The 26,701-nt window shown below is 72.4% G+C and carries 24 protein-coding genes; 10 read left to right on the forward strand and 14 right to left on the reverse strand.

Translation table 11 applies throughout. The annotated features are described in order from the left end of the window. Nucleotides 1-52 precede the first annotated feature (52 nt). The 4 genes from ABZ939_RS25445 to ABZ939_RS25460 all read right to left on the reverse strand — a co-directional run bounded on the left by ABZ939_RS25445 (nt 53) and on the right by ABZ939_RS25460 (nt 3,950). A complete protein-coding gene (locus ABZ939_RS25445; RefSeq protein WP_361859442.1) occupies nt 53-1,288 on the reverse strand; it encodes a glycoside hydrolase family 64 protein in 1,236 nt (411 codons plus the stop codon). Between the two features lie 92 nt (nt 1,289-1,380). Beyond that, entirely contained in the window at nt 1,381-1,938 is a 558-nt protein-coding gene (locus ABZ939_RS25450) for a 3'-5' exonuclease (protein ID WP_361859445.1), read from the reverse strand. Nucleotides 1,939-2,039: 101 nt separating this feature from the next. Then, the gene (locus ABZ939_RS25455) at nt 2,040-2,705 is read right to left on the reverse strand and encodes a GntR family transcriptional regulator (RefSeq protein WP_361859448.1); all 666 of its coding nucleotides are present in this window, start codon (nt 2,703-2,705) and stop codon (nt 2,040-2,042) included. Nucleotides 2,706-2,774: 69 nt separating this feature from the next. Next, entirely contained in the window at nt 2,775-3,950 is a 1,176-nt protein-coding gene (locus ABZ939_RS25460; RefSeq protein WP_361859451.1) for a CoA transferase, read from the reverse strand. Between the two features lie 206 nt (nt 3,951-4,156). Between ABZ939_RS25460 and ABZ939_RS25465 the strand changes: the two genes are divergently transcribed. Beyond that, the gene (locus ABZ939_RS25465; RefSeq protein WP_361859685.1) at nt 4,157-5,302 is read left to right on the forward strand and encodes an acyl-CoA dehydrogenase family protein; all 1,146 of its coding nucleotides are present in this window, start codon (nt 4,157-4,159) and stop codon (nt 5,300-5,302) included. A gap of 25 nt (nt 5,303-5,327) precedes the next feature. Here the strand turns inward: ABZ939_RS25465 and ABZ939_RS25470 are convergent, their stop codons facing one another. Continuing rightward, nucleotides 5,328-5,831, reverse strand: a complete 504-nt coding sequence (locus ABZ939_RS25470; protein WP_361859453.1) for an FBP domain-containing protein — start codon at nt 5,829-5,831, stop codon at nt 5,328-5,330. 156 nt (nt 5,832-5,987) lie between these two features. Further along, complete coding sequence (locus ABZ939_RS25475) at nt 5,988-7,469, reverse strand: PLP-dependent aminotransferase family protein (RefSeq protein WP_361859455.1); 1,482 nt, start codon at nt 7,467-7,469, stop codon at nt 5,988-5,990. 104 nt (nt 7,470-7,573) lie between these two features. Here ABZ939_RS25475 and ABZ939_RS25480 point away from each other — a divergent pair, with 104 nt between their 5' ends. Both ABZ939_RS25480 and ABZ939_RS25485 read left to right on the forward strand, forming a co-directional pair. Further along, entirely contained in the window at nt 7,574-7,774 is a 201-nt protein-coding gene (locus tag ABZ939_RS25480; protein ID WP_361859458.1) for a hypothetical protein, read from the forward strand. After that, nucleotides 7,771-8,382: a universal stress protein gene (locus ABZ939_RS25485; RefSeq protein ID WP_361859461.1), complete on the forward strand. Its 612-nt coding sequence runs from the start codon at nt 7,771-7,773 to the stop codon at nt 8,380-8,382. Before ABZ939_RS25480 ends, ABZ939_RS25485 begins: the two co-directional genes overlap by 4 nt. On the opposite strand, the gene ABZ939_RS25490 is transcribed toward ABZ939_RS25485, so the two are convergent. Then, nucleotides 8,357-9,358, reverse strand: coding sequence for an iron-siderophore ABC transporter substrate-binding protein (locus ABZ939_RS25490; protein ID WP_361859464.1), 1,002 nt, complete (start codon nt 9,356-9,358; stop codon nt 8,357-8,359). The genes ABZ939_RS25485 and ABZ939_RS25490 overlap by 26 nt on opposite strands. 145 nt (nt 9,359-9,503) lie before the next feature. Here ABZ939_RS25490 and ABZ939_RS25495 point away from each other — a divergent pair, with 145 nt between their 5' ends. From ABZ939_RS25495 to ABZ939_RS25505, 3 genes are read left to right on the forward strand one after another with little or no spacing between them, the layout of a single operon-like run. Then, complete coding sequence (locus ABZ939_RS25495; protein ID WP_361859688.1) at nt 9,504-10,568, forward strand: iron ABC transporter permease; 1,065 nt, start codon at nt 9,504-9,506, stop codon at nt 10,566-10,568. After that, entirely contained in the window at nt 10,565-11,614 is a 1,050-nt protein-coding gene (locus tag ABZ939_RS25500) for an iron chelate uptake ABC transporter family permease subunit (RefSeq protein ID WP_361859467.1), read from the forward strand. Before ABZ939_RS25495 ends, ABZ939_RS25500 begins: the two co-directional genes overlap by 4 nt. Before the next feature lies 1 nt (nt 11,615). Next, on the forward strand, nt 11,616-12,458 hold the full coding sequence (locus ABZ939_RS25505; protein WP_361859469.1) for an ABC transporter ATP-binding protein: 843 nt from the start codon (nt 11,616-11,618) through the stop codon (nt 12,456-12,458). On the opposite strand, the gene ABZ939_RS25510 is transcribed toward ABZ939_RS25505, so the two are convergent. After that, the gene (locus tag ABZ939_RS25510) at nt 12,443-13,807 is read right to left on the reverse strand and encodes a DUF6777 domain-containing protein (RefSeq protein ID WP_361859472.1); all 1,365 of its coding nucleotides are present in this window, start codon (nt 13,805-13,807) and stop codon (nt 12,443-12,445) included. The two genes, ABZ939_RS25505 and ABZ939_RS25510, sit on opposite strands and share 16 nt — an antisense overlap. 85 nt (nt 13,808-13,892) lie before the next feature. On the opposite strand from ABZ939_RS25510, the gene ABZ939_RS25515 reads away from it, so the two are divergent. Beyond that, complete coding sequence (locus ABZ939_RS25515) at nt 13,893-15,239, forward strand: streptophobe family protein (protein ID WP_361859475.1); 1,347 nt, start codon at nt 13,893-13,895, stop codon at nt 15,237-15,239. Between the two features lie 48 nt (nt 15,240-15,287). On the opposite strand, the gene ABZ939_RS25520 is transcribed toward ABZ939_RS25515, so the two are convergent. From ABZ939_RS25520 to ABZ939_RS25530, 3 genes are read right to left on the reverse strand one after another with little or no spacing between them, the layout of a single operon-like run. Next, the gene (locus tag ABZ939_RS25520; RefSeq protein ID WP_361859477.1) at nt 15,288-16,280 is read right to left on the reverse strand and encodes a serine/threonine-protein kinase; all 993 of its coding nucleotides are present in this window, start codon (nt 16,278-16,280) and stop codon (nt 15,288-15,290) included. Then, complete coding sequence (locus ABZ939_RS25525) at nt 16,280-17,149, reverse strand: hypothetical protein (protein WP_361859480.1); 870 nt, start codon at nt 17,147-17,149, stop codon at nt 16,280-16,282. The genes ABZ939_RS25520 and ABZ939_RS25525 overlap by 1 nt, the downstream gene beginning before the upstream one ends. An 18-nt stretch (nt 17,150-17,167) precedes the next feature. Further along, the gene (locus ABZ939_RS25530) at nt 17,168-19,630 is read right to left on the reverse strand and encodes an FHA domain-containing protein (RefSeq protein ID WP_361859482.1); all 2,463 of its coding nucleotides are present in this window, start codon (nt 19,628-19,630) and stop codon (nt 17,168-17,170) included. A 107-nt stretch (nt 19,631-19,737) separates the two neighbouring features. Between ABZ939_RS25530 and ABZ939_RS25535 the strand changes: the two genes are divergently transcribed. Next, nucleotides 19,738-20,391, forward strand: a complete 654-nt coding sequence (locus tag ABZ939_RS25535; RefSeq protein ID WP_361859485.1) for a TetR/AcrR family transcriptional regulator — start codon at nt 19,738-19,740, stop codon at nt 20,389-20,391. Here the strand turns inward: ABZ939_RS25535 and ABZ939_RS25540 are convergent. Continuing rightward, entirely contained in the window at nt 20,360-21,166 is an 807-nt protein-coding gene (locus ABZ939_RS25540; protein ID WP_361859488.1) for a class II aldolase/adducin family protein, read from the reverse strand. The genes ABZ939_RS25535 and ABZ939_RS25540 overlap by 32 nt on opposite strands. 178 nt (nt 21,167-21,344) lie before the next feature. Between ABZ939_RS25540 and ABZ939_RS25545 the strand changes: the two genes are divergently transcribed. Beyond that, a complete protein-coding gene (locus tag ABZ939_RS25545; RefSeq protein ID WP_361859490.1) occupies nt 21,345-22,037 on the forward strand; it encodes a ThuA domain-containing protein in 693 nt (230 codons plus the stop codon). A gap of 103 nt (nt 22,038-22,140) precedes the next feature. Further along, entirely contained in the window at nt 22,141-23,532 is a 1,392-nt protein-coding gene (locus tag ABZ939_RS25550; RefSeq protein ID WP_361859493.1) for an NADP-dependent succinic semialdehyde dehydrogenase, read from the forward strand. A 54-nt stretch (nt 23,533-23,586) separates the two neighbouring features. Here the strand turns inward: ABZ939_RS25550 and ABZ939_RS25555 are convergent, their stop codons facing one another. Then, nucleotides 23,587-24,600, reverse strand: a complete 1,014-nt coding sequence (locus tag ABZ939_RS25555) for a PHP domain-containing protein (RefSeq protein ID WP_361859496.1) — start codon at nt 24,598-24,600, stop codon at nt 23,587-23,589. Nucleotides 24,601-24,609: 9 nt separating this feature from the next. Beyond that, entirely contained in the window at nt 24,610-26,697 is a 2,088-nt protein-coding gene (locus tag ABZ939_RS25560) for a SpoIIE family protein phosphatase (RefSeq protein WP_361859499.1), read from the reverse strand. Nucleotides 26,698-26,701: the final 4 nt, after the last annotated feature.

Consider the following 26,701-nt stretch of genomic DNA (forward strand, 5'->3'; position numbering starts at 1 on the left):
CACACGGAGCCGGGTGACGGCCGCGGAACGCGGGGGGTCGGGCGGCGGGCGACTAGTCGAACGGGTCGAGGGTCACGTACGCCTGCCGGGGATCGCCGTCGTGCACCAGGGACTCGTGTGCGCCGACGTCGTCGAAGGCGAAGCCGTACGCCTTGCCGTCCGCCATCTGAGCGTGGATCTTGCGCGAATAGTGGTTGGTCACCGTGTCCTGGTAGAAGCCGGCCGACGAGGCGTCCGGCTGGTTGGGGTTGGAGAGCAGGGTGGAGCGGTTGTAGCCGGCGCAGAGGGTACGGGAGATGGGGCCCCGGACCTGGTCGTTCGGGGCGTCGAGCCGCTTGTAGCAGCCGAAGACGCTGTCCGAGTCGGGCTTCTGGAAGGACGTGACGACGGCCCCCGCGCTGTTCGTGAAGTTCATGACGTCGCCGGAGACCCGGCCGTAGTACTTCACCGACGGCTGGTTCGCGAAGGGGGTGACGGTCAGGGTCGAGCCGGCGTACTTGGCCCAGACGCGGTTGATGTAGTCGTCCATGACGCTTGCCGGGAGCGCGCCGGCCTCGATGCCGTGGCCCGGCGCGAGGGCACGCAGTACGGTGCCGTCACTCCGGGTCTGGACGAGGCCCGCCCAGCCGCCCGGCTGGCCCCGGAGCGCGGCGAAGAAGCCTTTGTAGCCACCGGGCTTGAGCCTGCCCGTGGTGGCGATGGTCCCGTCGGGACGCTTGACGCCGACGGCGTACGGGGCCGAGACCATGTCGACCTGGGTGCTGTTGATCCAGAGGCCCGCGTCGTTGAGCGTGTACTCGGACCAGTTGAAGAGGATGTTCCGGTTGGGGTCGCTCGGGTTCTGCACGGCGGGCTGTACGAGGCCGCCCGTCGCGAGCTTGAAGACGAGCTTCTGGCCGTAGCTGAAGTAGATCCGCCCGGAGAACTTCGGCAGACGGATCGTCATCGAACCGCCGTTCGCCGGGCCGGTGATGGCGGCGTCGGGGGCGGGGACGGGGACGGAGCCCCCGGCGGGCCAGGGGTGGAACGTGCCGTTCGCGTCCGCCCAGCCCTGCCGGCCGGTGGACAGTTCGGTGCCGAGGTTGTAGACGTACACCTGCTCGGCGCGGCCCGAATTGTTCCTGAAGGTGAGCGGGATCGTTGCGGGGACGGCGGCCGGCACGGCTGCCGGGGTGGTGGCCGCCCGGACCGCGGGGGAGGGGCCCGCGACGGTGACGGCGGTGCCGATCAGGGCGGCGGCGGTGACCGGGGCGAGCAGGGTGAGCCTGCGTCGATGGCGGGAAGGCATGGCGGAGGGCTCCTCGGGGTGGGGGTCGTGAGGAAGCTGAGAGCGCTCTCAGAATGGTGAGATGTGATGACCCTGTCAATCCTTCGAGCCGGTTACGCGGGCCAGGCGCCGCGCCGGTTCAGCTGCAGGACCAGCGCGGCGATGTTCCACGCGTCGTCCTCGCCCCGGTGGTGCCGGCCCTCCAGCGGCAGCCCCGCGATCTCCAGCGCGCGTGCCATGCCAGGGCGCTTGAGCAGGCCGTTCGCCTCGGTGAAGACGGCCTTGGCGTTGGTGTGGCGATGTCCGAAGGGGTACGCCGTACCCGTCACCCGGCACTGGTGTGTGAACTGATTGCGGTCGTAGTCGCCCCAACTGGCCCACGGGTGGACCCCGGTGGCGTGCTCGACGGCGAGCAGGCGACACGCGGCGGCGAAATCCAGACCGGTGTCCACCTCGGCCTGGGTGAGTCCGGTCAGCTCCGTACAGAACGAACTGACCGTCGAACGCGCGGGCTTGACCAGCACGCGGTGGCGGGCGATCCGCTCGCCCGCGTCCAGGTCGACGACGGTGAGGCCGATCTCGATGATCTCGCTCACCGCTCCCGGCGGTCGCTTCCCCTCCCAGCAGGTCGCCTCGACGTCGACGATGTTCAGCAGGCGTCCGTGATCCATGGCGTCGAGGCTAGGGAATCGGTACGGGCCGGGCATCCGGTTTTCCGCGTCGCTCCGGGCTCGCTCCCGGCTGACTCCGGGCTCCCCCGACCCCCTCAGGCTCACTCCAGGTCCAGGACCTCTCGCAACGCCGCGACCGCGTGGGCCCGGTGCGCGCTCAGCTCGCGCACGGCGGCGTGCTCGTCGCCGTGGCGCACCGCCGAGATGACCGCCCGGTGCTCGCGCACGGCCAGCTCCCGGTTCGGTACCTCGGTGTAGTAGAGCGAGCGGTAGGCGTCGGTGGCGTCCCACAGCGTGCCGATGAGCCGGACCAGCCGGGGCATCCGCGACGCCTCGATCAGGGTGAAGTGGAAGCGACGGTTGGCCGCGGCCATCGCCGTCACGTCCCCGGCGTCGGCGGCCCGTTCCACCTCGCGCTGGATGTTCTCCAGCGTGGCGACCAGTCCGTCCTCGCCGCGGGCGACGGCCAGGCGGACCGCCTCCGTCTCGAGGAGCTCCCGGATCCGGTAGATCTCCTCCAGATCCGCGAGGGACAGCTCCGCGACGAAGTAGCCCCGGTGGATGTGGTGCACGACGAGACCCTCGGCCTCCAGGGTCTTCAGGGCCTCGCGCAGCGGAACCCGGCTGACGTCGAGCCGGGCGGCGAGCGCGTCCTGGCGGATCTGGCCGCCGGGCCGCAGCTCACCGGTGGTGATGGCGCGCCGCAGCTCCTCCAGGACGAACTGCTGGGCGGTCGGCGGCCGCCGCTTCTGCACAGCGCTGCTCATCGCCTGTGACCTTCTTTCGGTTCCTTGGCCGGCGCGCGCGGTCCCGCGGCGCCGGATCCGTACATCTTCCTACGGCTTGCGGGGGAGCAGTCCCAGCTCGGTGAGCAGGGACGCGGTGTGCTCGCCCAGGCGCGGTGGAGCGGCGCGGTAGGCGGGCGGCGTGGCGCCGAACGCGATCGGGTGGACGACCTGGCCTGGGCCCGCGGCCTCGGTGGGGACGCGAGGTTCCAGGCCGAGGCGGTCGGCGAGGTCGAAGGCGGCGGCGAGATCGTTGATCGGTCCGCAGGGCACCCCGGCGGCGGTGAGCTCCTCGAACCAGCTGTCGGCCGTCCGCTCGGCGAGCGGAGCGGCCAGGGCTTGGAGCAGCTCCTCGCGGTGGGCGACGCGGGCGGTGTTGGTGGCGAAACGGGGGTCCTCGGCGAGCCCGGAGAGCCCGAGCCGGGCGCAGAGCGTCCGGAACTGACGGTCGTTGCCGACGGCGAGGACGAGCGGCCGGTCCTTGGCCTCGAACACCTCGTAGGGAGCGATGCTCGGGTGCCGGTTGCCCATCGCACGGGGGACGACTCCCGCGCCGAGGTAGGCGGCCGACTGATTGGTGAGCGCGGACAGCAGTGAGGTGAGCAGCGAGACCTCGACCCGCTGGCCCTCCCCGGTGCGTTCCCGGTGGCGCAGGGCGGCGAGGACACCGAGGCCCGCGTGGAGTCCGGTGATCACGTCGACGAGCGCCACCCCCGCCTTCGTACCCTGGCCGCCGGCCTCGCCGGTGACGCTCATCAGGCCGCCCATGGCCTGGACGAGCAGGTCGTAGCCGGGCAGGTGAGCGCCCTCGGCGGCGCCGAAACCGGTCACGGAGCAGTAGACGAGCCCGGGGTTCGAGCCCCGCACGTCCTCGTATCCGAGACCGAGCTTCTCCATCGTGCCGGGCCGGAAATTCTCCACCAGGACATCGGCGCGGTCGACGATCGCGCGGGCCGTCTCCCGGTCCGCCGGGTCGGTCAGGTCGAGGGCGACGGAGCGCTTGTTCCGGTTCACCCCGAGGAAGTAGGTGGCCTCGCCGTCCGCGAAGGGCGGGCCCCACGCGCGCGTGTCGTCCCCGGACTCGGGCCGCTCGATCTTGATCACGTCGGCGCCGAGGTCGGCCAGGAGCATCGTCATGTACGGGCCGGCCAGCACCCGGCCGAAGTCGGCGACGACGATCCCGGACAGGGCGCCCGGGCCGGGCGTCCCCTGGTGACCTGCGTGCATACCGCTCTCCTCCGCCCGGCGATCGGATCCAGGGGGAACGTACGCATCGGAGATCAGATATTCAATACTGGATCCAAAATCCGATCTCCCGCTACGCTTCGGCACGCCGAGTAGCCGCACCAGCCTGGAGGCCGTCCGTGAAGCAGTCGCCGCAGTCGCCGCAGTCGCCGAACGCGTCGAAGTCGTCCGCCGTCCACCCCTTCGATCTGTTCGCGATCGACGGACTGCTGACCGACGAGGAGCGGGAGATCCGTCGGACCGTCCGGGCCATGGCGGACCGTGAGCTGCGCCCCCACGTGGCCGACTGGTTCGAGGAGGGCGCGATCCCGGCCCGCGAGCTCGCGCGGCAGCTGGGCGGCATCGGTGTGCTCGGCATGCACCTGGAGGGCTACGGCTGCGCGGGCACCAACGCCGTCGCGTACGGCCTGGCGTGTCTTGAGCTGGAAGCCGTCGACTCGGGTCTGCGCAGCCTGGTCTCCGTCCAGGGCTCGCTCGCCATGTACGCGATCTGGAAGTACGGCTCGGAGGAGCAGAAGCAGCAGTGGCTGCCGGGCATGGCGGCCGGCGAGTACATCGGATGCTTCGGGCTCACCGAGCCGGACGCGGGCTCGGATCCCGGATCCATGCGCACCCGCGCCAAGCGGGACGGCGGCGACTGGGTGCTCAACGGCACCAAGATGTGGATCACGAACGGCTCGGTCGCCGATGTCGCCGTCGTCTGGGCCCGGACCGACGAAGGGGTCCGCGGCTTCCTGGTGCCCGCCGGCACCCCCGGCTTCAGCGCCCCCGAGATCAAGCAGAAGCTGTCGCTGCGCGCGAGCGTGACCAGCGAGTTGGTCCTGGAGGACGTCCGACTTCCGGCGGACGCGATGCTCCCGGCGGCGCGCGGCCTGTCCGGACCGCTCGGCTGTCTCAACGAAGCCCGGTTCGGGATCGTCTTCGGCGCCCTCGGCGCCGCCCGCGACTGCCTGGAGACGGCCATCTCGTACGCCGGCGACCGTATCGTCTTCGAACGCTCCCTCGCCTCCTACCAGCTGACGCAGGCGAAGCTCGCGGACATGTCCCTGGAACTGGGCAAGGGCATGCTGCTCGCGCTCCACCTGGGACGCCTCAAGGACGCGGGGACCCTCACGCCCGAGCAGGTCAGCCTCGGCAAGCTGAACAACGTACGCGAGGCCATCGCCATCGCCCGCGAGTGCCGCACGATCCTGGGCGCGAACGGCATCACCCTGGAGTACCCGGTGATGCGCCACGCCAACAACCTGGAGTCGGTGCTCACCTACGAGGGCACCAGCGAGGTCCACTCCCTGGTCATCGGCAAGGCGCTCACGGGCGAACAGGCCTTCCGCTGATCCGACCCGATCCGAGCGGCAGGCGCTAGCCCGCCGTCACCTTGGCGAGGAAGGCGTCGAGGTTGGCGGTCGTCCGACGGATCCGCTCGTCGACGGTCAGGGACTCCTCCTGGCGTCCGGCCCGCAGCTTGGGCTGCCGCTTGCCGCGGATGTAGAGGGAACACGCCAGGTCGGCGCAGACGTAGATGCCGACCGTGTTCCCCTCGCGCCCGCGGCTGCCGGCGAGGGGCGCCGCGAGCAGGGTCACACCTGAAGAGGCGTGCCCCGTGAGGCAGACCTGGCAGAGGCTGGACTTGACCGCGCTGGTGCGGCTCGTCGCGGGCACCCGCAGGGTGATGCCGAGCGGACCCTCCTCGCGGGGGACGACGAGGTGGGCGCGCAGCGGCGCGCCCGGGTCGACCCAGCCGAGGAAGTCGAGGTCCTGCCAGGGGAGTTCGGCGAAGTCCAGCGGCAGCTTGAGCCTGCTCGCCTCGCCCTTCGTGCAGTTCACGAACGACGAGCGGATCTGTTGGTCGGTGAGAGGTTCCACTCGGTGGACCGTACACGCACTATGGGACCCGGGCATCCGGATTTCTCCCCGGGCCGGACCGGGGCCAGGCTTCCCGGCCGCCGTGCCGAGCAGCCCGGCCCCGGGCGAGGCCGCCTGGTCCCGCCGCCCCCGCGGCCGGCCCACCGGCCGGTCGCCTCAGGCCACCCAGTCCGGGAGATCCGGGTCCGAGATCCGCGCCGGAGCACCCGCCAGGGCCGCCGCCAGACGTTCCGCCGCCGTGTCGTACACGTCCACCGGGAGCGCGAAGGGGATGCGCAGCCGGTGCTCGTGGGTGCCCGGGTCCACCCCGAACCGGGCGCCGCCCTCGACCCGTACCCCATGACGCAGCGCCCGGCCCGCCAGCGAGGAGGCGATCGGACGGCCCAGGTCGATCCAGAGGCACAGCCCGCCGGGCGGCAGGGTCCAGTGCCACTCCGGGACATGGCGCGCCAACGCCGTCGCCAGCGCCTCGCGGCGCAGCCGCAGCTCCTCCGCGCGGCGCGGCAGGATGGTGTCCAGACGGCAGATCAGCTCGGCGGCGACCAGCTGGTCGAGGACCGACCCCGCCAGATCGGCGGTGATCCGGACCCGCGCCAGCTCGGTGATCACCCGCGCCGACGCCCGGGCCCAGCCGACCCGCAGCCCGCCCCAGCAGCCCTTGCTCAGCGAGCCGACGCTGATGATCTGCTCGCCGTGCCCCGGCCCAGCGGCGGCCGCGAAGGGCCGCGGCGCCGGCACGTCCAGGGCGATGTCGGCGAGCGTCTCGTCGACCACGAGCCACGTACCGGTGGCGTGCGCAGAGCGCGCCACCTCACGGCGCTGCGCGTCCGGCATCAGATGCCCGGTCGGATTGTGGAAGTCGGGGATCAGATAGGCGAGTCGGGGCGCCGTCTGACGCAGCGCCGCCTCGATCAGCCCGCTGTCCCAGCCGGACTCGGTGACCGGTACGGGGGTGATGCGCAGCCGCCGGCCGCGCATCGCGTCCAGGGCGTTGGTGTACGAGGGGTTCTCGGCGAGCGCCCGGTCGCCGGGGCCGCCGAGCAGCGCCAGGGCGAGGGACACGGCCTGCTGGGCCCCGGTCGTGACGAGGATCTGCTCGGGCCGGGTCGGCAGCCCGCGCCGCGTGTAGCGGTCGGCGATGGCGCCGCGCAGTTCCGGCAGTCCGAAGGGGTGGTACCCCTGGGCCCGCGCGTAGCGCGTCAGTTCGGCCGAGGCCACGGCGAGCGCATCGGCGAGTTCGTCGACCGGGGCCTCCGGGGCGGCGAGCGCCAGATCGATCGAGGCGTCGGAGTGGCCGTGGAACGTGGCGAGGCTGATCGGCGCCTGACTGTCCGGCAGCGCCGTCCAGGTGCCCGCGCCCCGTCGGCTGTGCGCGTACCCGCTCTCCCGCAGCAGGTCGTAGGCGCCGGTGACGGTCGTACGGCTCACCGTGAGCGCGGTGGCGAGCTCGCGCTCGGCGGGCAGCCGCATGCGCAGCGCGACCCGTCCGTCGAGGAGGGTCTCCCGGATGGCCCGGGCCAGCTCCCGGTAGCCGAACCTGCCCTCCGGCGGCCGGGTGAGCAGCGCTGCCAGCTGGCGGCCCGTCAGTGTGCGGTCCGCGGTGTGGACCACAGTGCGGACCACTCGACCCTCTGCCATGCCAATCACTCCTCATTGGCTCTGCTGTCCAGGCCAATAAGCCTACAGACTCCTTCTCAGTGGCCTGGTGGTCGTACCACCCGGTGCCTGAGAGGAGACGGCAGATGTCCCGAGAACTGACCGACCGTGACGAGAGGATGTTCCAGCGCAGGGCCGAGGAGCGGGCGGCGGAGCCCCTGCCGATCGGCACCTGGATCCGTCGACTGGCGGCGGCGGTGGCCCACCGCAGGGGAACTGAAAGCCCGGAGAGCGTTCGGCGCGCCCCGATGGCCGCGGCCCGGCCGCGTCCCTGCGAGCCGGCGTGAGCGTCGGCGACACCCGGAGCGACGGCCGCAGGATCGTCGTCGGGGTGAGCGGCTCGCTCGCCTCGCTGGCCGCGCTGCGCCACGCGACCGCCCTCGCCCGGCGTGAGGAGGCCGAACTGCTCGCGGTCCTGGCGTGGGAGCCGCCCGAGGGCGAGGCGCTGTTCGCCCGCGCCCCCGACCGGGCCTGGGAGCGGATGTGGGGCGAGGCGGCGCGGCTGCGGCTCGACCGCGCCTTCGAAGAGGCCCTCGGGGCCGTACCCGGCGATCTCCGTGTCGTACGACGCGTCGTCAGGGACGCCCCGGTCGCGGCACTGTGCGCCGCCGCCGTCCTGTCGGGCGACCTGCTGGTGCTCGGCAGGTCCTCCGGCAGGGGCCGGCTCGGACGGTGGCGTCCGAGGCCGGTGCTGCGTTCCGTACTGCGCTCCGTGCTGCACCGGGGACGCTGTCCGGTCCTGATCGTTCCGGGGCCCGTGCTGCTGCCGGGCGAGGCGCGGGCGCTGCGGCGGAGCGCCGAAAACCCCGTACCGGACGGAGCCGGTACGGGGTCGGATATGGAGCTGGGGGCGGTGCCGGAGCGGCCGGTTACGCCTTGGCGGGGTCGACCTTGAAGAGGCGGGCCATGTCGTCGAGGACCATGTGCGCGCCCTGGAGCGAGACCGAGGTCATCCAGACCTCGTCCTTGACCTCGTACACCTGGCCGGACTTGACGGCCTTCAGCCGCTTCCACAGCGGGTTCGCGAGGAACTTCGCCTTGCGCTCCTCGCCGCCCGAGAACGTCGTGTAGAAGATCACGTCGGCGTCCGCCTGGGCGATCTGCTCCTCGCTGATCTCGATGTTGAACTCCTTCGGGTCCTGCTGGTTGGCAGGCCGGGCGATGCCCATGTCCGAGAGGATGATGCCGGTGAAGGTGGCCGGCAGATAGATCCGGGTCGGGCCGTCGAGGAAGCGGACGACGGAGGCGGTGGGCTTGCCCGCCTTGGCGTTGATCGCGTCACCGATCTTCTTGGCGCGGGTCTCGTACGCGGCGATCTTCTCGGTCGCCGCCTTCTCCTCACCCAGCGTCTTGCCGAGCAGGCCGACGTTCTCCTTCCAGATCGGGCCGGTGGTCTTTACGAAGACGGTCGGCGCGATCTGGCTGAGCTTCTCGTACAGCTCGTCGTGGCGGACGGTGGCCGAGACGATCAAGTCCGGCTTGAGCAGGGCGATCTGCTCCAGGTTCGGGCTGTCGAGCGGGCCGACGTCCTTGGTGTCCTTGACGGCGTCGCCCAGGTAGGCCGGGAAGCCCTTCTGGTCGCGGTACGAGCCGATGCCGCCGACCAGCGGCCGGTCGAGGGCCACGACGGCCTCGACGAGGCTGTTGTCGAGCGCGACGATCCGCTTCGGCTTGGCCTTGAGCTCGGTCTTGCCCTTGTCGTGCTCGATCGTGCGGGGGAAGCCCGCGTCCGCCTTGGCGTCGGAGGAGGCGGAGTTGGACGGCTTGTCGCCGCTCTCGCCGCCGCACGCGGTGAGACCCGCGGTCAGGGCTGCCGCGAGGGCGAAAGCGCCGAACCGCTGGGTCCAGCGACGCCTGTTGAGGGTGGTCACGGGGTTCCTCCAAGATCAAACAAAGCTTAGGGAAGCCTTGCCTTTGTAAGTCATGGGCGAGAATAGCGGCAGACTGCCACCGGCCGAACACGGGGGGTGGGGGTGCCTGCCAGGTAAGGCGTCACTTAGCTTGAGGCGCGTGCCTGTGAAGTCCTCCGCGGCGGCCGCCGCCACCACACCCCCGCCGGGTCCGCCGCCCCGCTCCGCACCCGCGCGCCGGGGCGGGGTCCTCGCGCCGCTCGCCCTGACTCTCCTCCTCGCCCTCGCCGTCTGCGCCTCGCTCGCCATCGGCACCAAATCCGTGCCCCTCGGCGACGTGCTCGCCGCACTCGGCGGATCGACGGACGGAGATGCCGTCGTCGTACGGGAGTTGCGGATGCCGCGCACCCTGCTCGGGCTGCTCGCCGGTCTCGCGCTCGGCGCCGCGGGCGCCGTCGCCCAGGACATCACCCGCAACCCGCTCGGCGACCCCGGACTCATCGGCGTCAGCGCCGGAGCGGCCTTCGCCGTCGCCGCCGGCATCGGCATGTTCGGGCTCACCAGCTCCTACCAGTACGTCTGGTTCGCCTTCGTCGGCGGCGCGCTCGCCGGACTCCTCGCGTACGCGGTCGGCGGCACCGGCCACGGCGGCGCGACCCCCGCCAAACTGGCCCTCGCCGGCGCGGCGGTGACCGTCCTGCTCGAAGCGTTCACCAACGCCCTCGTGCTGCTGGACGTCCGGACCCTCGACCAGTACCGCTCCTGGGCCGTCGGCTCGCTCGCCGGGCGCGACGCCGGACTCGGCGTCCAGATCCTGCCGTTCGTCGCCGCCGGCCTCCTCCTCGCCCTCGCACTCGGCGGACGGCTCAACGCCCTCGCACTGGGCGACGACCTCGCCGCGACGCTCGGCACCAAGGTCGTCGTCACCCGCGCGCTCGGCGCCGTCGCCGTCATCGTGCTCACCGGCGCGGCCGTCGCCGCCTGCGGCCCCGTCACCTTCGTCGGACTCGTCGTGCCCCATGTCGTCCGCGCCTTCACCGGCCCCGACGCCCGCCGCCTCGTGCCCTGTTCGGCCCTCGGCGGAGCGATCCTGCTGCTCGGCGCCGATGTCGTCGGCCGCATCGTCGCCCGCCCCGGAGAGCTTCAGGCCGGTGTCGTCACCGCCCTGATCGGCGCCCCGTTCCTGGCGCTTCTGGTCAAGCGCGGCAAGCTCAAGGAGCACACCCGATGACGCGCCTCGAACTCGGGCCCGTCGGCGTACGGATACGGCCCCGGATCGCCCTCACCGCCACCGCCCTCGCGCTGGCCGCCTTCGCCGGACTCGTCGCCTCCGTCTCCCTCGGTACGTTCGCGATCCCCGTCCCCGACGTCATCGGCGCCCTCCTGGGCACCGGCTCAGGCGACGCCGACCTGATCGTCCGTGAACTCCGGCTGCCCCGCGCCCTGACCGCCCTCCTCGTGGGCATCGCCTTCGGCGTCGCCGGCGCCGTCTACCAGGCGATCACCCGCAACCAGCTCGCCAGCCCCGACCTCATCGGCATCTCCGCCGGAGCAGGCGCGGGAGCCGTCGGCGCCATCCTCCTCGGCGGCGTGACCGCCGCAGGGGCGAGCAGTTTCGGGGCCGTCCCCCTCGGCGCGCTCGCCGGCGCACTGGCCACCGCCGCCGTGATCTACGCCCTCGCCTACCGCGGTGGCACCATCACCGGCTACCGCTTCGTCCTCGTCGGCATCGCCGCCAACGGAGCCCTGGTCGCCCTCACCCGCTGGATGCTCGCCCGCGCCGACATCGACCAGGCCTCCCGCGCCATGGTCTGGCTCACCGGCAGCCTCAACGGCCGCGGCTACGAACACGTCCAATGGGCCGGACTCGCCCTGCTCGTCCTCCTCCCCCTCACGTTCGCCCTGGCCAGGCCGTACCAACTCCTCCAGTTCGACGACGACACGGCCATGGGACTCGGCATCCCGCTGCACCGCGCCCGGATCGGCCTGCTGATCCTCGCCACCTGCCTCGCCGCGCTCGCCACCGCCGCCGCCGGGCCGATCGCCTTCATCGCCCTCGGCGCCCCGCAGATCGCCCGCAGGATCGCCGGCACCGCGGGCGTCCCGCTCGTCCTCAGCGGACTGACCGGCGCCGCCCTGCTCCTCCTCGCCGACCTCGCCGGACGGCTGCTGTTCTCGCCCGTGGAACTGCCCGTCGGCATCGTCACCGGCGCCGTCGGCGCCCCGTACCTGCTGCTGTTGCTCGCCCGCGCCAACCGCGCGGGACAGGGAGGCTGACATGACCGCCACGACCACCGCGACCGGAGCCACGGCCCTGACGGGCACCGGCCTCCACCTCGGCTACGGCGACCGCGTCGTCGCCGAGAACCTCGACCTCGACCTCCCCGCCGGCAAGGTCACCGCCCTCGTCGGCCCCAACGCCTGCGGCAAGTCCACCGCCCTGCGTGCCCTGGCCCGGCTGCTCAAGCCCACCGCGGGCGCGGTCCACCTCGACGCCGAGGACATCGCAGGTCTGCCCGCGCGCGAACTCGCCCTGAAGTTGGCCCTCCTGCCGCAGAGCCCGTCCGCCCCCGAGGGCATCACCGTCCGCGATCTCGTCGCCCGCGGCCGCACTCCACACCAGCGCTGGTGGCGGCAGTGGTCCTCCGCCGACGACGCCGTCGTGGACCGTGCCCTGGAGGCCACCGGCACCGCCGAACTGGCCGCCCGGAGCCTGGACGAGCTCTCCGGGGGCCAGCGCCAGCGCGTGTGGATCGCCATGGCACTGGCCCAGGACACCGCCGTCCTGCTCCTGGACGAGCCCACGACCTATCTCGACCTCGCCCACCAGGTCGACGTCCTCGAACTCGTCGCCGAACTCAACCGCGCCGACGGCCGTACGGTCGTCATGGTGCTGCACGAGCTCAACCTGGCCTGCCGCTACGCCGACCACCTCGTCGCCATGCGGGACGGGCGGGTCGTGGCCGCCGGACCGCCCACCGAGATCGTCACTCCCGAGCTGGTCCGCGACGTGTTCGACCTGCCCGCCGCCGTCATCACCTGCCCGGTGGCCGGCACGCCGCTGGTCATCCCGGAGGGCGGGCGTCGGCCGCGGGGCCCGGTCGGTCACATGACCGGCTGAGCCCCGGGCTCGGGCCGCGGTCGCGACCCCGGCACCGAGCCGGGGGCGAGCGGGGCGCTGACGGAGGTCTGAGGACCCTCCACCGAGGCCGACTGGTCGGTCGTGCCGTCCGTCGTGCCGTCGGTCGTCCCGTTCGTCGCCGGCTCCGACGGCGGGCTCGGCGAATCGGGTGACTGCGGGGCCGGCGAGGACGTGGAGGCGGAGTCGGAGGGGCACGGTGTCGGCGTGACGGTGCCACTCGGCGTCGGAGTCTCCCCACCCGTCACCGTCACGCACGGCACGGGCGACGGCGGTGTGGTCGTGGGGGAACCGGTCAAGTCCGAGATCGAGGGCGACGGGGGAGCCGTCGGCGGGGTGGTCGGCTTGTCCTGCCTCCCCGTGTCGCCCGGCTCGCGCGCGAACCAGCCGTCGTCCTCGGGGTCGTAGACGATGAAGATGTTCACCACGGTCACGGAGGGCGCCACGACGATCACCTGGGTGGGCTGATAGCCCGACCAGGCGGTACCGGTCGTCTTCGGTGACTTCTGCGCGATCGGCTCCGTCAGCGGGTTGCCGCAGGCGCAGCGCACCCGTGGCACGCCTCGGTCGTCGACCAGCACCGCCGTGCCGGCCTGGAGCACCGCCTGGTACGAGGTGGGGGAGCCGCTCCGGTAGCCGTGGTTGGTCACACGGGTGTCGACCCGGAGCTGAAGCGGCGTCAGGGAGCGCAGATAGCCCGGGACCTCCTCGGCCCCGATCTTGAGAACCGAGGCGAAGGCGGCGTTCTTGGCGGGTTCTTCGGCCAGGTAGCGGACCTGTTGCTCGACGTTGCAGCTCGACGTGTTCCGTGAACCGCCGTACAGGCCCGCCGAGGAACCGTTCACGCTGCGCGTGGTGTTCGCGTCCACGGACTTGGTCGGGCTGGGCAGTGGCTCCGCCGACTGGGAGGCGGCGTCAGCGCGCGCCGTGGACTTGGTGAACGGGTCGGGTCCCGAGGCGGAGGCGTTCTGCAGGAACACCTCACCGCCGCCCGCACCGGTGTCGCCGCCGTTGCCGTCGGGGCGGGTGAGGACGACGACCAGCGCGACGGCGGCGACCAGGACGGCCGTGATCGAGGCGACCTTGGGGACGGACCGCCACCAGGGACCGCCGCCCGCACCACCGCCCTCGCCGCCCCCGCTCGTGCCGCCGCCACCGGGGCCGCCAGGGCCGCCAGGGCCGCCGGGACCGCCCCCCGAGCCGTCGTGCGGCCGATCGGGGGGTGGCGGGGGGCCGGCCGCCCCCGGACTGGTGCTCGGGCCCGAGAGGGGACCCGAAGGCGGACCTGAAGGGGGAACCGAGGGGCGGCCGGACGGCGGGTGGGAAGTCACGTTGTTTCCCTTTCTTCCGTTCCGCGCCCATTGTGTGCGGCGCACCCGTTCCGCCCGCAAGCGGACGGCACCCGCCGGTACTAGCGTGGACAGCGTGAGCAGCCAGCTCCCCACCACGTCCCGACCGGCGCACGGCGCCCAGCAACTCGCCCGCCATTGGGGCGAGGCCCTGGGCGCCGTGCTCGCCGGTCTCCTCGCGATGGCCGTCGTGGCCGCACTCGGCCTCTGGGCCGCGGGCGCCGCCGACCTCCCCGGGGGCTTCGCCGGCGTTGTCGCCGCGGTCGTCGTCATGGCCGCGGGCGGACAGATCGACCTCTCCGGCGACGCAGGCGCGCTCGCCGGTACCAACGCCGATCTCACCGCCATGCCGCTCACCGTCACCCTGGTGGGCGCACTGGTCACCGGAATCTGCTTCCTGCTCCCGCTCCGCCACCACGCCGTCGCCGGCACCCGAGATCTCCTCGCCCGGGTCGGCCGTACCGTCGTGCTCTGGCTGGCCGCCCTGGCCTGCGTATCGGCCGTCGCCCAGCACGACTTCCCCGTCTCGATCGGCGGCGGCGAGAGTCAGGACACGATGTCCGACCTCTTCGGCGAACTCCTCGACGCGGCGGACCCCACCGTCGGCTTTCGCACCGACATCGGAGCCACCCTCGGCTTCGGGCTCCTGTGGATCCTCGGCGTTCTTCTGATCGCCCTGCTGGTCTCGCGCAGCCCGCTGCCGCCCCGCCTCGTCCGCTATCAGGAAGCCGTACGCCCGGCCGCGCACTCCATGCTGCTCCTGGTGCTCGCGTACGTCGTCGTCGGTCTGGTCATCGGCATCGTCGTGGCCACCACCAGGGGGCACGCAGCCGAGACCTGGGCCGTGATCCTGCTCGGCCTGCCCAACGTCAGCTGGCTCGCCCTCGGCGTCGGCATCGGAGGCTCCTGGGAGGGCACGGTCGACGGGCCGTTCGGGCTACCCATGCCCCCGATCCTCGACGCCGTGCTGCGCACCGACACCGCAGGCCTCTCCACCGTGGACCTCTCCTCCCTCACCTCGTACGACTCCCGGGCCTGGTGGCTGCTCCCCGTGGCCGCCGTCCTGGTGCTGGCCGTGTCCTTCCTCGCGGCCGTCCGCTCGCCCGCCCGCACGCGGCTCTGGCAGCACGCCCTCCGCATGGGGATCGCCTTCGGCCTGACCATGCTGGTCATCGCCCCCGTCACGCTCGTCGAGGCGCGGTTCGGGCTCTCCATCCTCGGAATCGGCGAGCTCGAATCCCTCGGCGGCCAGGTCGTGCTCCGGCCCCACGTCTGGCTGACGGCCGGCCTCGCCCTGCTCTGGGGTCTCGTCGCGGGCTTCCTCGGCGGCCTGCTCGCCTCCCCCGTCCACCGCCGCGGCGAGGTGGAGACCCGCGAGACGGCCACCGGCAAGGTGGACCCCCGCAGGCGCTGAGGCCCCGCCCGTGCCCGCTCCCCGGCGTGAGGACGGTAAGACCCGGCGTCAGGACGGCTCGCGGAACACCGGTCGTGCCCATGCCGGCGGCGGGAGCGGAGCGGTCGGCGGCTCCAGGCCGACCCCGCCGCCACCGCCGCCCGGACCGGTGGCACCCCGCTCCAGCGCCGCCCGCAGCGCGGTGACGAACTCCAGGCACGTCCCGTACCGCTCCTCCGGTGCCTTGGCCAGCGCCTTCGCGAGCACCTCGTCCCCGGCCTCCGGCAGTTCCGGCCGCTCCGAGGAGAGCGGTGGCGGCGGATCGTACTGATGCGCCCAGAGCAGCGCCATGTCGTCGTCACGACGGAACGGCGGCACCCCGCAGAGCGTCTCGTAGACCACGCACGCCAGGCTGTACACATCACACCGGCCGTCCACGGGCTTCCCCGAGATCTGCTCCGGCGCCACATAGTCGAGCGTGCCCACGAACTGCCCCACCGTCGTCAGGCCGGTCAGCGACAGCGACTTCTTCGTGAGCCCGAAGTCCGTGAGATACACATGTTCCGGATGGTCGCGGTCCGTGCCCTCGGCGACCAGGATGTTGCCCGGCTTCACATCCCGGTGCACCAGATCGTGCGCGTGCGCCGCGTCCAGCGCGGACGCCACCTGGACGGCGATCCGCCCCGCCTTCACCGGCGGCAGCGCGCCCTCACGGTCCAGGAGCGCCCTCAGGTCCTGCCCCGGGACGTACCGCATCGCGATGTAGAGCACACCCTCCGTCTCGCCCGCCTCGAAGACCGGCACGATGTGCGGATGGTCGATAGCCGCCGCCACCCGCGACTCGTGCGCGAACCGCTTGCGGAAGGTGTCGTTGCGGGCCAGTTCGGGGGCGAGGAGCTTCAGGGCCACCGTCCGGTCGAGGCGCAGATCGCGCGCCCGGTACACGACCGCCATCCCGCCGCGGCCGATCTCGGCCTCCACCACGTAGCTCGCGATCTGCTTGCCGACGAGCCCCGATTCCCGGCCGACGGGGAGATCCGTGTCCCGGGTCGCGCCGGCCATCAGTCCTCACCCGGCAGGTTCGTCACGTCCACGACCCGGGTGGGTGGCGGTCCCGCCGGTTCGCTCGGCGGTGCGTCCTCCGTGTCCACGACCTGAGTGGGCGGCGGACCGGCCGGTTCGCTCGGCGGTGCGTCCTCCATGTTCACGACCTGAGTGGGCGGCGGACCGGCCGGTTCGCTCGGCGGTGCGTCCTCCATGTCCACGACCCGGGTGGGCGGTGGACCGGCCGGTTCGCTCGGCGGTGCGTCCTCCTCGTGCCGCTGAGGCCCCTCGGGCTCGTCGAACCGTGGCACCACCCGGGTCGGCTGGTGCCCGGCGCCGGTCTCCTCACCCATCGGTACGGCGGCGGCCGCCGACGGCCCGGCCGAGGCCGCGTACGTACTGAGCCCGACCCCGTCGCAGTACACCCAGCGCTCGTGCTCCCCGTCGTACAGCCACAGCGACTCGCCGTCGACCACCATCCCGACCCGCAGCCCGAACGTGCGCCGCCGGAACGTGTCCCGGTCCGCCCGGCCCGTCGCCAGCTCTTCCGCGGCCCGCCGGAAACGGCCCAGCGACTCCTCCGCCCGGGCGATCAGCGGCCGCGGGTCGGCGGTCCTTGCGAGCGGCTGACGGGCCTCCGGCGGATCCACGGGGACGGAGACGAGCAGCCGTGCGTCGACCCAGGCGGCCCAGCCGTTCGAGCAGAGGATCTGCCCCCAGTCGCCGACCCGCTGCATGAGCTCCACGGGCAGGAACGCGTCGAGCGGCACCGTGGGCATGCCCGGATCCGGCGCCTCCCAGGCGGGCAGACCGTCGCGCGGCACGACATGCGTCGGCCGGAAGTCCGGCACGTACTCCGGTACCGGGGGAGTGACCGGGATACCCATCGGCGCCTGCCTCTCTGCTCACTTGCGCATGATCACCGGCTCGTGCCGCCGCAGCAGCCGCGCGACGGCGAAGCCGAGGACGAGACAGAGCACGACCAGCATCCCCATGTCGAACAGCCACGCTTCCAGGGTGTGGTCCATGAGCGGATCCGTCGTCTTTTCGCTCGGAGCCGTCTTCCCGATGTCGATGGTCGCGCCCATCGCCGCGAACGCCCACCGCGACGGCACCAGCCACGCCAGCTGCTCGAGGACCGGTGCGCCGTGGACCGTGAGCAGCGCCCCGCAGAACACCACCTGGACGATGGCGAGGAGGACGAGCAGCGGCATGGTCACCTCCTCCTTGCGCACCAGGGCGGAGACGAACAGACCGAGCATCATCGCGGTGAAGGAGAGCAGCGCGACCGCGAGCGTGAGCTCCACGAGCGGCGGGAAGAGCACGCCCTTGCCGTCCGGCACGTTCAGCGGCACGCCGATCAGCGCGACCAGGGTCAGGACGATCGCCTGGACGATGGTGATCAGACCGAGCACCACGACCTTCGACATGAGATACGCGGAGCGCGACAGGCCGACGGCTCTCTCCCGCCGGTAGATCGTGCGCTCCTTGACCAGCTCGCGCACCGCGTTGGCGGCTCCCGTCAGGACACCGCCGACACAGAGGATGAGCAGGACGTTCAGCGTCGACTCGGGGTTGAGGCTGCCCTCCGACAGAGCCCGGGCCATCGCCCCCATGATGAACGGCAGGGCGACCATGATGGCCAGGAACATCCGGTCGGCGGCCAGGGCGGCGGTGTAGCGGCGCACCAGCGTACGGAGCTGGGAGCCCCAGCTCTGCGCCTTGGGCGGGGGCCCGGGTTCCGGCACCGCTCCGGAGCGGGGCGGGCCCGGCCGGGCCATCGCGTCGGCGATGTACTGCCGGTGGAAGCGGGAGGAGCTGTACTGGCCCGCCCAGTCGCGGTCGCGCTCGTTCTCGAAGGCCTCGAACGCCTCCGGCCACTGCGCGTACCCGAAGTAGCCGAGGGAGTCGTTCGGCGGCCCGTAGTAGGCGATCCGACCGCCCGGCGCGAGCACCAGCAGCCGGTCGCAGACGTCCAGGCTCAGCACGCTGTGGGTGACGACGATGACCGTACGGCCGTCGTCGGCGAGCCCGCGCAGCATGTGCATCACCGAGCGGTCCATGCCGGGGTCGAGGCCGGAGGTCGGCTCGTCGAGGAAGAGCAGCGACGGCTTGGTGAGCAGCTCGAGGGCCACGCTGACCCGCTTGCGCTGACCGCCGGAGAGACTGTGGATGGGCTGGTTCGCCCGCTCGTGGAGGCCGAGTTCGCCGATGACCTCGTCGACCCGGGCCCGGCGTTCGGCGTCCGCGGTGTCCTCGGGGAAACGCAGCTCGGCGGCGTATCCGAGGGCCCGCCGTACCGTGAGCTGGAGGTGCAGGATGTCGTCCTGCGGGACGAGCCCGATGCGCTGGCGCAACTCCGCGTAGTCCCGGTAGAGGTCCCGCCCGTCGTACAGCACCGTGCCGCGGTCGGCGGGGCGCTGACCCGTGAGTGCGCCGAGCAGGGTGGACTTGCCCGCGCCGGACGGCCCGACGACGGCGAGCAGACACTTCTGCCCGACGGGGAACGAGACGTCCTCGAGGAGCGTCTTGCGGCCGCGGTCGACGGTGACCGCCAGATCCTGCACGTCGAGCGAGACCTCACCGGTGTCGGTGAACTCGACGAGCTGGCCGCCGATGAGGCAGAACGCGGAGTGTCCGATGCCGACGATGTCGTCCGGGGTCACGCGGGCGCTGGCCACGGGACGGCCGTTGAGGAAGGTGCCGTTGTGGCTGCCGAGGTCGTGGATCCAGTACGTCCCGTCCGGCTGTGCCCGCAGTTCGGCATGGCGGCGTGAGACCACGAGGTCGTCGACGACCAGGTCGTTGTCCGGCCCACGGCCGATGCGCACGGTCCGGGTGGGGAGCGGGCGGACGGAGGTGGGCTGCCGGAAGGTGCCGGTGGCGGCCGGATGGGAGACCGAGGAGGGCCGTGGCGGGGTCCGCGGCGGCGCGGGAGCCGGCGGCTCCGGGGCGGGCACCGGGGGAGGGACGGGTGTCGGTGGCTCGGGGGGCGGTACGGGTGGTGGCGCCGGTGTCGGGGGCCCGGGCTCGACCGGGGGCGCCGCCACCGGGTCGGAGAGGACGGCGCACGGGCCGTCCCCGGGATGCCCGAACCGGATGACCGTGCCGGGGCCGACGTCGCGCAGAGCCACGCGGTGGCTGTCCGCGAAGGTGCCGTTCGTGCTGCCCTCGTCCTCCAGCGTCCAGTGGCCGCCTACGGCCCGCAGGACCGCGTGGTGCCAGGACGTCCGGTCGTCCGCGAGCACGATGTCGCTGGTGGGGTCGCGCCCGATGCGGTAAACCCGGCTCGGACTCATGACGGTTGCGTCCCCGTCGATCTCGAGGACGAGCTCGGGTGCGGCGGGCGCGACGGGCCGCTCTCCCATGCGTGAATTTTATCGTCCGGGGCGGATCCGTGCCTGGGAGAGGCGCCGGTATCGTGGGCGGCTCGATCGCGGACGACGCGCGATCGTGGACGAAGGAGGGCCCACCCGTGCCGAAAGGTGTCACCAAGCGTCGGCCCCGGACCCGGGCCGCTCTGCTGAAGGCCGCTCTGGAGACCTTCGCCGAGCACGGCTTCCACGCCACCTCGATCGAGCAGATCTGCGAGCGGGCCGGGTACACGCGTGGCGCCTACTACTCGAACTTCGCCAGCAAGGAAGAGCTGTTCCTCGCCCTCTTCGACGAGCACAGCGAGCGGACCGTGCGCCGGCTGGCGGAGGCGATCGACGCACTGACCGCCGAGGAGTACACCCTGGAGCGGCTGGCCGAACTCGCCTCCCGAGTCGAGCCGGACGAACGGGACTGGTACCTCGTCACCACCGAGTTCACCCTGCACGCCATCCGTGACCCTCAGGCGGCGTGGGTGCTCGCCCGGCACGACGCCCGGCTGCGGGCCGAGATCGCCCGCGGACTCACGGCCGTACTGCGCCGGGCCGGACGGGAACTGACCGTGGACGCCGACCGGTTCGCCCGGGTGCTGATCGCTCTGCGCGAGGGCGGACTCGCGCAGAGCTACGTCGAACCGGCGGAGCTTCCACCGGGCAGCCTCGAACGGGAGTTCCTCGCCCCGCTGTTGGCGGCGTCGACGCGGGAGATCCCGGCCGGAGACCCGGTCAGTCGAACAGATCCGGGTCCGACGCCGTGATCTGATCCCACAGCGGGCGGGCCTGGAACCAGCCGGCGAGGTGGGTTCCCACCTGCCCCCGGGTGATCAGCGCCGTCTCGCGGTCGATCAGCTGCGGTGTACCCGCCGCCATCGCCAACAGCTGGGCCTGGCAGGAGCGTTCCATGGTGATGAACCACCAGACGGCCTCGGCCACCGAGTGCCCGACCGTGAGCAGCCCGTGGTTCTTGAGGATGACCGCCTTGTGCTCGCCGAGCGCCTTCGCGACCCGCTCGCCCTCGTCCAGCTCGTTGACCACGCCCCGGTAGTCGTCGTAGATGCCGTGGTCCTCGAAGAAGGCGCAGGCGTCCTGGGTGATCGGATCCAGCGGGATGCCCAGGCTGGAGAACGCCTTGCCGTGCAGCGAGTGCGAGTGCGCGGCGGCGACCGCGTCGGGGCGGGCCGCGTGGACCCGCGAGTGGATGACGAACGCGGCGCGGTTCACGGGGCGGTCGCCGGAGAGCAGGGTGCCGTCCTGGTCCACGAGGATCAGATCGGATGCCTTGATCTGGCTGAAGCTCATCCCGAACGGATTGACCCAGAAGGCCTCAGGGTTCTCCGGATCGCGCACGGTGATGTGCCCGGCGACCCCCTCGGAGAACCCGAACCTGGCGAAGAGCCGGAATCCGGCGGCGAGTTGCTCCTTTCGGTGGCGGCGCTCCTCCTCGACGGTCTCGAAGGTGGGCGGCAGGGGGAGGGTGACGCCCTCGGGCATCGGGCCGACGGCGGCGGCCAGGGCGGGCGGGAGAGTGCTCATGGGTGCTCCTCACGACGGCGTGACGCGGTGCCCGCCAAAAGATACAGAGATGTATCCGATGCGCCAATGGATCGCGCAGGGTCCGTCGGCGGAACGGCCTTGCGGCGTGCGGGCATCGCTGGCTACGGTCGCGTAGAAAGCGCTTACGGACGGGCGCTCGCCCCAGGGAGCTGACCTCGTGCCGAACTCGGACGTCCTGATCTACACCCGCACCGCGGGCTACCGCCACGCCTCGATTCCGTCCGGCGCGGAGGCGCTCGCGGAGCTGGCTGCGTCGGCGGGGCTCACGGCCGGGACGACCGAGGACCCGGAGGCGTTCACCCCCGAGACGCTGGAGCGGTGCGCGGCGGTGGTCTTCCTGTCGACGACCGGCACGGTCCTGACGCCGTCCGGGCGGGCGGCCTTCGAGGCGTACGTCCGTGGCGGCGGGGGCTTCCTCGCGATCCACGCGGCGGCCAACGCTGAGCCGGACTGGCCCTTCTACGGAGAACTTCTCGGCACCCGCTTCGACGGACACCCGGAGATCCAGCCGGGCGTGGTGTGCGTGGACGCCCACGACCACCCCGGTACGGCCCCGCTGCCGGCGCGATGGGAGTGGACGGACGAGTGGTACAACTTCACGTCGAACCCCCGGGGGACGGGCGTGCGGGTGCTGGCCCGCGCCGACGAGTCGACGTACCGGGGCGGAACGCTGGGCGCGGACCACCCCCTGGTGTGGTGCCGCGAGACCGGCCGCGGGCGTGTCTTCTTCACAGCGCTGGGCCATGCCGAGGAGGCGTACCGGGACGAGACGTTCCGCGGCCATCTGGCGGGGGCGCTGCGCTGGGTCTCGGGCGGGGGACCGGCCTCACCTCACCCCCCGGCCCCCTGACGGGCCCTGGGGGCGGCGCGTCACCCCGGCGCCCCTCCCCGATTGCGGTGCGGGACGCCGCGCGGGAGGGTGCCTGTGGGGCGGACGGGCAGGAGGAGACGACATGGGCATCGCCACGGTCAACCCGGCGACCGGTGAGACGCTGCGGACCTACGACGCCCACGGGCACGACGAGGTCGAGCGGCGGATCGCCGCCGCCCACGAGACCTTCCGGCAGTACCGCACCACCTCCTTCGCCGAACGCGCCCGCCTCATGCGCCGTGCCGCCGACCTTCTCGACGAGGACGCCGAGGACATCGCCCGCACGATGACCACCGAGATGGGCAAGCCGATCACCGCGGCCCGAGCCGAGGCGGCCAAGTGCGCCAAGGCCATGCGCTGGTACGCCGATCACGCCGAGTCCCTGCTCGCCGACGAGCACCCCGCCGAGGCCGACGTCCACGACTCCGGGGCCGAGACCGCCCGGGTCCACTACCGTCCCCTCGGTCCGATCCTCGCCGTCATGCCCTGGAACTTCCCGCTCTGGCAGGTCGTCCGGTTCGCCGCGCCCGCCCTCATGGCCGGCAACACCGGGCTTCTCAAGCACGCCTCCAACGTGCCGAGGACCGCCCTCTACCTGGGTGATCTCTTCCGTCGCGCCGGATTCCCCGAAGGCTGCTTCCAGACCCTCCTCATCGGCTCCGGAGCCGTCGAGGCCGTGCTGCGCGACCGCCGGATCGCCGCGGCCACGCTGACCGGGAGCGAGCCCGCCGGGCGTTCGGTCGCCGCCATCGCGGGAGACGAGGTCAAGAAGACGGTCCTGGAACTCGGCGGCAGCGACCCGTACATCGTCATGCCCTCCGCCGACCTCCCGCGCGCCGTCAAGACCGCCGTCACCGCACGCGTCCAGAACAACGGCCAGTCCTGTATCGCGGCCAAGCGGTTCATCGTCCACACCGACGTCTACGACGACTTCGCCGAGCGCTTCACCGCCGCCATGAACGCGCTGACCGTCGGTGACCCCCTCGACGAGTCCACCGACGTCGGCCCGCTCGCCACCGAGCAGGGCCGTACCGACCTGGAGGAACTGGTCGACGACGCGGTGAACAAGGGTGCAACGGTCCTGTGCGGCGGAGCCCGTCCCGAGAACCGCCCCCGCGGCTGGTTCTACCAGCCCACCGTGCTGACCGGCATCACCCCGCAGATGCGCATCCACCAGGAAGAGGCGTTCGGCCCCGTCGCCACCGTCTACCCGGTGTCCGACATCGAGGAGGCGGTGGCCGTCGCCAACGACTCGCCCTTCGGCCTCAGTTCCAACGTGTGGACCCGAAGCGACGAGGACATCGCCTTCTTCGTACGGGACCTCGAGGCCGGCGGCGTCTTCGTCAACGGCATGACCGCATCCCACCCGGCGCTCCCGTTCGGCGGCGTGAAGCGCTCCGGCTACGGCCGCGAACTCTCCGGCCACGGCATCCGCGAGTTCTGCAACGCGACCACGGTCTGGCAGCGCGCCTGACCACTCCCTCGCCTGATCCGAAAGACAGGTCCTACCCGATCCGAAAGACAGGACCTAGCGGTCCCGCGTCCACCGCAACAGCTCCTCCGCCGACCACGCGTTGATCACGCGTTCCACCGGCACCCCGCACTCCTCCGCCCGCGCGCAGCCGAAGATCTGCCACTCCAACTGCCCCGGCGCGTGCGCGTCCGTGTCCACCGCGAACCACACCCCGGCCGCCACCGCCTTCCGCAGCAGCCGGCGTGGCGGATCGAGCCGCTCCGGGCGGCTGTTGATCTCCACCGCGGTCCCCGCCTCGGCGCACGCCGCGAAGACGCGGTCCGCGTCGAAGGTCGACTCGGGCCGCAGCCGCCCTCCGCTCACCAGTCGTCCCGTGCAGTGCCCGAGGATGTCCATCAGGGGATTGCGTACCGCCTTCTCCATCCGCCGGGTCATCGCCGGCGCGTCCATCCGCAGCTTCGAGTGCACCGAACCGACCACCACGTCGAGCCGGTCGAGCAGCTCCGGCTCCTGGTCGAGCGAACCGTCCTCCAGGATGTCGCACTCGATCCCGGTCAGCAGCCGGAACGGCGCCCACTCCTCGTTCAGCCGCTCCACCACGTCCAGTTGCTCGCGCAGCCGCTCCGGCGACAGCCCGCGGGCGACCTTCAGGCTGGGCGAGTGGTCGGTCAGGACCGCCCACTCGTGGCCGAGTCCCGCCGCCGTGCGGCCCATGTCCTCGATCGTGCTCCCACCGTCCGACCACTCGGAGTGCAGATGACAGTCGCCGCGCAACGCCGCTCGCAGCGTCTCGCCGCCGTTCACCACCGGCACCGAGATCTCGGCCTCCAGGCGTTCCAGATACTCCGGCACCCGGCCCTCCAGGGCCTCGCGGATCACCGCGGCCGTCTTCGGCCCGATGCCCTTGACCGACTCCAGAGTGCCGGCCGCCACTCGCCGCTCCACCTCGCCGTCCGCCATGGCGGCGACGGCCGCGGACGCGGTACGGAACGCCCGGACCCGGTACGTGGGCGCCTGCGAGCGTTCGAGGAGGAAGGCGATGCGGTCCAGCGCCGCCACGGGATCCATGGGCTCACCTCACCGTCGGACGGGTGCCTCGGCCGCGGCCGGCACGTGCGCCGGGCCGATCTCGCACCACACCGCCTTGCCTTCGCCACGCGGCTCCACACCCCACCGGGACGCCAGCGCGTCGAGGAGCAGCAGTCCGCGCCCAGAGGTCGCCGCCTCACCCGGTGTGCGCCTGCGGGGCCATGCGCTCGACCGGTCCTGCACCGAGAGCCGTACCCGTCGTACCGGCTCGGGCAGCACCTCCAGCGTGAGCACCGCCCCGCCCTCGGTGTGCAGCAGCACGTTCACCAGCAGCTCGCCCGTCAACAGCTCGGCGTCGTCCGCCAGTTCGGGCATGTTCCAGTCCCGCAGCGCCTGGCCCACCGCCGCCCGCGCGTCGGAGAGCCCCTGCGGATCCGCCTGGTGGATGTACTGGTGGATGCGCGGAGCCCGCGGAGTCCCCGGGTCCGGGCTGCGCCGCAGCACCAGCAGAGCCACGTCGTCCCCCGCGCCCCACCGCTCCCACAGCTGGTCCGACAGATGGTCCGCGAGCGCCTCCGCCTGAGGCGGACCGCTGCTCATCGCCCCCGACAGCGCGTCCAGACCGGACTCGATGTCCGAGCCCGGCTGTTCGACCAGCCCGTCCGTGCACAGCACCAGAGTCTCGCCCGGCACGAGGTCGAGCCGTGTCTCCGGGAACTCCTCGTCCCCGAACACCGTCGCCAGACCGAGCGGAAGGCCTCCGCGGAGCTTGGGCCGTCCGACCCGGCCGTCCGTGTGCCGGATCATCGGCCCCAGATGCCCGGCGCGCACCGCGCGCACGGTGCCGGTGCCCAGGTCCACCTGGGCGTAGGTGCAGGTCGCGAAGCGGTTCGTGTCGAGCTCGGCGAGGAAGCGAGAAGCCCGGGCCAGTACGGTCGAAGGCGCGTGGCCCTCACCCGCGTACGCCCGGAGCGCGATCCTCAACTGGCCCATGATCGCGGCGGCGTGGGTGTCGTGGCCCTGGACGTCGCCGACCACGATGCCGACCCGGCTGCGGGGCAACGGGATCACGTCGTACCAGTCGCCGCCGACCTGCCGGCCGCTCCACGCCGCGTGGTAGCGGACGGCGATCTCGCCGCCGGAGATCGCCGGAATCCGGCGCGGGAGCATCGTCTCCTGAAGCCCGGTGGCCAGCTCGCGCTCCTCGTCGAAGAGGATCGCGCGCTGGAGGGACTGCGCGACGATCGCGGCGAGGCCGAGCAGCAGATTGCGCTCGTCGGCGTTGAACGACGAACGGCGCCGGTAGAAGAGCGCCATGCCGCCGAGCGAGCGCGCCTGGGCGACCAGGGGCAGATAGCAGGCGGACTTGAACCTCAGCCGCTCGACGTACGGGGCCAGCTCCGGGAAGTCCCGTCCGAGCGTGGGGAACGCGGGCACGAACCGGGGCCGCCCGCTCAGTACCGCCTCGGCGAGCGGCAGCCCCCGGTCCAGCCGGCGCGAACGGAAGTCGTTCAGGGCGTCCAGGGACTCCCCGCTCAGCGCGATGACGTTCAGCGAGCCGTTCTCGACCAGGCCGAGCGCGAGACCGTCGGCGCCGAGCCGGGCGAGTCCGCCGGGGCCCGTCATCGCGGCCGTCACGTCGTCGACCGTCACCGCCCGCGAGAGCGCGTGCGTGGTCCGCTCCACGATGCTGGTCTGCACCTCACGGCGCTTCTCCAGGTCCAGGACGAACGCGGAGTGCGCCACCTCGGCGGTGGTGTCCCGGACGACGCCGACGATCCGGTGGGCCCTGCCGTCGGCCGAGCGCAGAATACGTGCCTGCACATGCGTCCACTGAGGTGTGCCGTTCTCCTCCTCGGTCCGGAAGTGCGCGGAGTACGAGGTCTCGCCACTGGTGATCGCACGGCGGACCACCGCGTCGAGCCGGGCCCGCTCCTCGGCGTCGAGGCGCTGGACGAGCGAGGCGGGGCGCCCGTCGAACCCGCTCGGCCCCAGCCCGAACACCAGCAGCCCGGCCTCGTCGACGTCGATGGTGCCCGTGTCGAGGTCCCAGTCGAAGCTGCCGGTCCGATTCATGGCGAGCCGCTCGTTGGGCCCGATCTCGCCACTGCGCGTGCCCCGGTCGTCATCGGTCATCCTC

Origin of the sequence: Streptomyces sp. NPDC046712, assembly GCF_040645695.1 — a bacterium.
GTDB lineage: Bacteria > Actinomycetota > Actinomycetes > Streptomycetales > Streptomycetaceae > Streptomyces.

What these genes read in the sequence shown, in the direction of transcription:
- ABZ939_RS25445 (WP_361859442.1), bottom strand. Translation starts at nt 1,288, where the DNA reads ATGCCTTCCCGCCATCGACGCAGGCTCACCCTGCTCGCCCCGGTCACC.
- ABZ939_RS25450 (WP_361859445.1), bottom strand. Translation starts at nt 1,938, where the DNA reads ATGGATCACGGACGCCTGCTGAACATCGTCGACGTCGAGGCGACCTGC.
- ABZ939_RS25455 (WP_361859448.1), bottom strand. Translation starts at nt 2,705, where the DNA reads ATGAGCAGCGCTGTGCAGAAGCGGCGGCCGCCGACCGCCCAGCAGTTC.
- ABZ939_RS25460 (WP_361859451.1), bottom strand. Translation starts at nt 3,950, where the DNA reads ATGCACGCAGGTCACCAGGGGACGCCCGGCCCGGGCGCCCTGTCCGGG.
- ABZ939_RS25475 (WP_361859455.1), bottom strand. Translation starts at nt 7,469, where the DNA reads ATGGCAGAGGGTCGAGTGGTCCGCACTGTGGTCCACACCGCGGACCGC.
- ABZ939_RS25480 (WP_361859458.1), top strand. Translation starts at nt 7,574, where the DNA reads ATGTCCCGAGAACTGACCGACCGTGACGAGAGGATGTTCCAGCGCAGG.
- ABZ939_RS25500 (WP_361859467.1), top strand. Translation starts at nt 10,565, where the DNA reads ATGACGCGCCTCGAACTCGGGCCCGTCGGCGTACGGATACGGCCCCGG.
- ABZ939_RS25505 (WP_361859469.1), top strand. Translation starts at nt 11,616, where the DNA reads ATGACCGCCACGACCACCGCGACCGGAGCCACGGCCCTGACGGGCACC.
- ABZ939_RS25520 (WP_361859477.1), bottom strand. Translation starts at nt 16,280, where the DNA reads ATGGCCGGCGCGACCCGGGACACGGATCTCCCCGTCGGCCGGGAATCG.
- ABZ939_RS25525 (WP_361859480.1), bottom strand. Translation starts at nt 17,149, where the DNA reads ATGGGTATCCCGGTCACTCCCCCGGTACCGGAGTACGTGCCGGACTTC.
- ABZ939_RS25530 (WP_361859482.1), bottom strand. Translation starts at nt 19,630, where the DNA reads ATGGGAGAGCGGCCCGTCGCGCCCGCCGCACCCGAGCTCGTCCTCGAG.
- ABZ939_RS25540 (WP_361859488.1), bottom strand. Translation starts at nt 21,166, where the DNA reads ATGAGCACTCTCCCGCCCGCCCTGGCCGCCGCCGTCGGCCCGATGCCC.
- ABZ939_RS25550 (WP_361859493.1), top strand. Translation starts at nt 22,141, where the DNA reads ATGGGCATCGCCACGGTCAACCCGGCGACCGGTGAGACGCTGCGGACC.
- ABZ939_RS25555 (WP_361859496.1), bottom strand. Translation starts at nt 24,600, where the DNA reads ATGGATCCCGTGGCGGCGCTGGACCGCATCGCCTTCCTCCTCGAACGC.
- ABZ939_RS25560 (WP_361859499.1), bottom strand. Translation starts at nt 26,697, where the DNA reads ATGACCGATGACGACCGGGGCACGCGCAGTGGCGAGATCGGGCCCAAC.